This window comes from Caballeronia sp. (assembly GCF_049581465.1).
Classification (GTDB): Bacteria; Pseudomonadota; Gammaproteobacteria; order Burkholderiales; family Burkholderiaceae; genus Caballeronia.
Map to the genome: position 1 here is coordinate 1 of NZ_JBAUSA010000155.1, position 3,761 is coordinate 3,761.

Annotated in this window: 2 protein-coding genes; both read left to right on the forward strand. The window is 61.3% G+C overall.

Annotation, left to right across the window (positions count from 1 at the left end; translation table 11 throughout):
* Positions 1 to 105 precede the first annotated feature (105 nt).
* Entirely contained in the window at positions 106 to 1,092 is a 987-nt protein-coding gene (locus tag WCA53_RS03915) for an MraY family glycosyltransferase (protein ID WP_423905656.1), read from the forward strand.
* Positions 1,082 to 2,968 (forward strand): polysaccharide biosynthesis protein, encoded by a 1,887-nt coding sequence (locus WCA53_RS03920; protein ID WP_423905658.1) that lies wholly within the window; start codon positions 1,082 to 1,084, stop codon positions 2,966 to 2,968. The genes WCA53_RS03915 and WCA53_RS03920 overlap by 11 nt, the downstream gene beginning before the upstream one ends.
* Positions 2,969 to 3,761 lie beyond the last annotated feature (793 nt).

Here is a 3,761-nt window from a genome sequence, read left to right on the forward strand (position 1 = left end):
GCGCATGGACAGCACGCGCTTGCGCGAAGGCCTCGGCTGGACGCCGCCGACTTCGGTGACGCAGGGGTTCGCCATCACGGTGCGCGCGTTCAACGAGGCTCGCCGATGATCTACGCCGTCCCCGCCGGCATCGCGTGCGCGCTATGCGCCGGGATCCTGCTCGTGCTCCTGCGAACGGGCTGGGCGTGGGACATCGCCGTCGATATCCCGAATCATCGCTCGCTGCACGTACGGCCGGTGCCGCGCGTGGGCGGCTGGGGCGTGCTGCCTGCCGTGCTGCTGGTGATCTTGATCGATGCACCCGCGTTCCGCCTGATCGTGCTGGGCGCATTGGTGCTCGGCGTGGTGTCGCAAATCGATGACCGGCGCGGCTTGCCGGCCCGGATTCGCTTCGCGGCGCACCTGATTGTGGTCGCGGCCGGCGTCGCGTTGAGTGCGGTAAATATCCCCTGGTGGCTCGCGGCAATCGCCGTGGTCGCGCTCGTCTGGGTGGTCAATCTTTACAATTTCATGGACGGTTCTGACGGGCTTGCGGGCGGAATGACCGTGTTTGGCTTCGGCTTTTACGCGGTCGCGGCGGCCGGGTTGCAGCCATCGCTTGCGGTGGCCTCGGCGACGATCGCGGGCGCGGGGCTGGGCTTCTTGATTTTTAACCGTCATCCAGCCAAGATATTTCTAGGCGATGCCGGCTCAATTCCGCTCGGTTTTCTCGCGGGCATCCTGGGCTTCTGGGGCTGGCAGCACGGCGCATGGCCGATCTGGTTCCCCGCGCTGATCTTCGCCCCGTTTGTCGCCGATGCCACCGTCACGCTCGCCCGCCGTCTTGCGCGGGGCGAAAAGGTCTGGCTGGCGCATCGCGAACATTACTATCAGCGGCTGGTCAGGATCAGTGACAGCCATATGTATGTTGCAGTGGCGTACTATTTGCTTATGTTAGGCGGCGGTATCGTGGCGCTGGTCGCCATTCGCGCGCCGCTCGCTGGTCAATGGATTCTGTTCGTGACGTGGTACGTGTTCCTGGCGTTGATGGGTTTGCGCGTCGACCGCCAGTGGCGGCAATTCACACTCACACAAGGTAACGATGCGAATTAAGCCCTCATGGCTCTCAGCGGCCGCTTTTGCCTTCGATCTGGTCGCCGTGGCCGTCTCATGGCTCGCGGCGTATGCGCTGCGTTTCAATGGTTCGGTTCCTCCGGAATTCTGGCACGGCGGCATGGACGCGTTGGCGTGGGTCATCGTCATCTACGCGCTGATGTTCCGCGTGTTCGGCTTGTATCGAGGGATGTGGGTGTTCGCGAGCCTGCCCGACCTGATGCGCATTTCCAAAGCGGTCGCGAGCGGCTCGCTGATCGTGATGATCGGCGCGGCCATGTTGCAGCCTCATCCCATCATTCCGCGCTCAGTGCTTATCGTGTCGCCGTTGCTGCTGTTCCTCGCGACGGGCGGTTCGCGCGCGCTCTATCGTGCGCTCAAGGAGTTCTACGTTTACGGCGGCCTTAAAGGTCAGGGCAAGCCCGTGATCGTTCTCGGTGCGGGCACGGCCGGGGCAAACCTCGTGCGCGAACTTGAACGGTCGAGTGAATGGCGTCTCGTGGGCCTTCTTGACGATGACCCCGCCAAGCGCGGCCGCGAAGTCCTCGGTCACAAGGTCCTGGGATCGATCAGCGAATTGCCGTTGTGGGCCGAGCAGCTCAAGACGGATACGGCGATCATCGCGATTCCGTCGGCATCGGTGGATGCGCAACGGCGCGTGGCTACCTTGTGCGTGCGGGCCGGTGTGAAGGCGATGGTGCTGCCCGCGCTGACAACATTGACCGAAGGTCAGGCATTCCTCTCGCGCGTGCGCCAGATCGACCTGGAAGACTTGCTCGGTCGTGAGGCCGTCAAGATCGACATGCCGCACGTGGAAGCGCTGCTGCACAATCGCGTGGTGATGGTGACGGGCGCGGGCGGATCGATCGGCTCGGAGCTGTGCAGGCAGATCCTGCGGTTTTCGCCGGCGCAGCTCGTAGCCTACGACCTGAGCGAATTCGCGATGTATCGCTTGACCGAGGAATTGCACGAGCGCTTCCCGGGGGTATCGGTGATACCGGTGATTGGCGACGCGAAGGATTCGTTGCTGCTCGATCAAACCATGTCGCGTTTCGCGCCGCATATTGTGTTTCACGCAGCTGCGTACAAGCACGTGCCGCTGATGGAAGAGCAGAACGCGTGGGCCGCCGTGCGCAACAATGTGCTCGGCACGTTGCGGGTGGCGCGCGCCGCGATACGTCATCAAGTTAGCCACTTCGTGCTGATTTCCACCGATAAAGCCGTCAACCCCACCAACGTAATGGGCGCAAGCAAGCGCCTGGCGGAGATGGCGTGTCAGGCGCTTCAGCAGACCGCGCCGCGCACGCAGTTCGAAACCGTTCGGTTTGGCAATGTGCTGGGCAGCGCGGGCAGCGTGATCCCGAAGTTCCAGCAGCAGATTGCGAAGGGTGGTCCGGTTACGGTGACGCATCCGGAAATCACGCGCTTTTTCATGACGATTCCCGAGGCGGCGCAACTTGTGCTGCAGGCTTCGAGCATGGGGCAGGGCGGAGAAATCTTCATTCTGGACATGGGCCAGCCGGTGAAGATTGTTGACCTGGCGCGCGACTTGATTCGACTGTACGGCTTCTCGGAAGATCAGATCCGTATTGTGTTTTCGGGTTTGCGTCCGGGCGAAAAGCTGTACGAAGAACTCCTCGCCGACGACGAAACCACCACGCGCACGCCGCACCCCAAGCTACGGATCGCACAGGCGCGTGGGGTGCCGGATCATTTCCTCGATGAATTGCTCCCCTGGCTCATGCAGCACCGGGTGTTAGCGGACGAAGAAGTGCGCCGTGATTTGCGTCGATGGGTGCCGGAGTATCAGACGACGATGCCGCCGGTGCTGCAAAGCGTTCCGTCGGTTTCGTCCGTTCGGACCGGGCGACGTTGAGAGTGTGGGGGTAGGGAGGGGGTGCTGCTCGCGGCGAGTGTGGGGCTAGGGTGGACGGAGTGCTGCTCGCGGCGAGTGTGGGGCTAGCATTGAGTCCTTCTGCTCGCGTGGTCGTTCTGCTTAAGTCGGATTTTCTTGCTTATTTCTGTTAGCCCCTATCCGGGGCGGGACTTCATTTCTTTGCAAACGCGCAAAGAAACGAAGCAAAGAAACGCGTTTTGAACCGCCAACATTTAAGTGTCGTCGTTGCGCATTTCAGGTTTTTGGCACGAACGTAGCACGGCCCCAAAAATCTAATCCGCAGTTGAACGCCGCCCTCAAGCGCGAACGCCGCGCACACGCTTCGCCCCAATTGCCCCAATCGCGTTGCTGCAGGTGGCAACGCATGGCATAAGGCTTATGGCAACAACAGCAGTAACGTCAACGGTAGCGCCAGCGATAACATCAGTGGCAAGGTCGGCGGAATGCCGCTTCGTTGTTGCCTTGCTCGTTTGGGGCGCGCGAAGCGCGACGCAGCACGAAGGAGCGGATACCACACGCGTGGGTGGTGCGAGGACACGGATAGTCGCCGAGATACGACCGTTGAGGCGAAGCGAGTGAGTGCCGTTTGTGCTTGAGGGGGTGTTCTACTGCGGATTGATGGGTGGGGGCCGTGCTACGTTCGTGCCAAAAACCTAAAATCTGCAAAGACGACACTTAAAAATTGGCGGTTCAAAACGCGTTTCTTTGCTTCGTTTCTTTTCGCGTTTGAAAAGAAATGAAGTCCCGCCCCGGATAGGGGCTAACAGAAATA

Coding starts and splice junctions, on each gene's coding strand:
- WCA53_RS03915 (WP_423905656.1), top strand. CDS start 106: ATGATCTACGCCGTCCCCGCCGGCATCGCGTGCGCGCTATGCGCCGGG.
- WCA53_RS03920 (WP_423905658.1), top strand. CDS start 1,082: ATGCGAATTAAGCCCTCATGGCTCTCAGCGGCCGCTTTTGCCTTCGAT.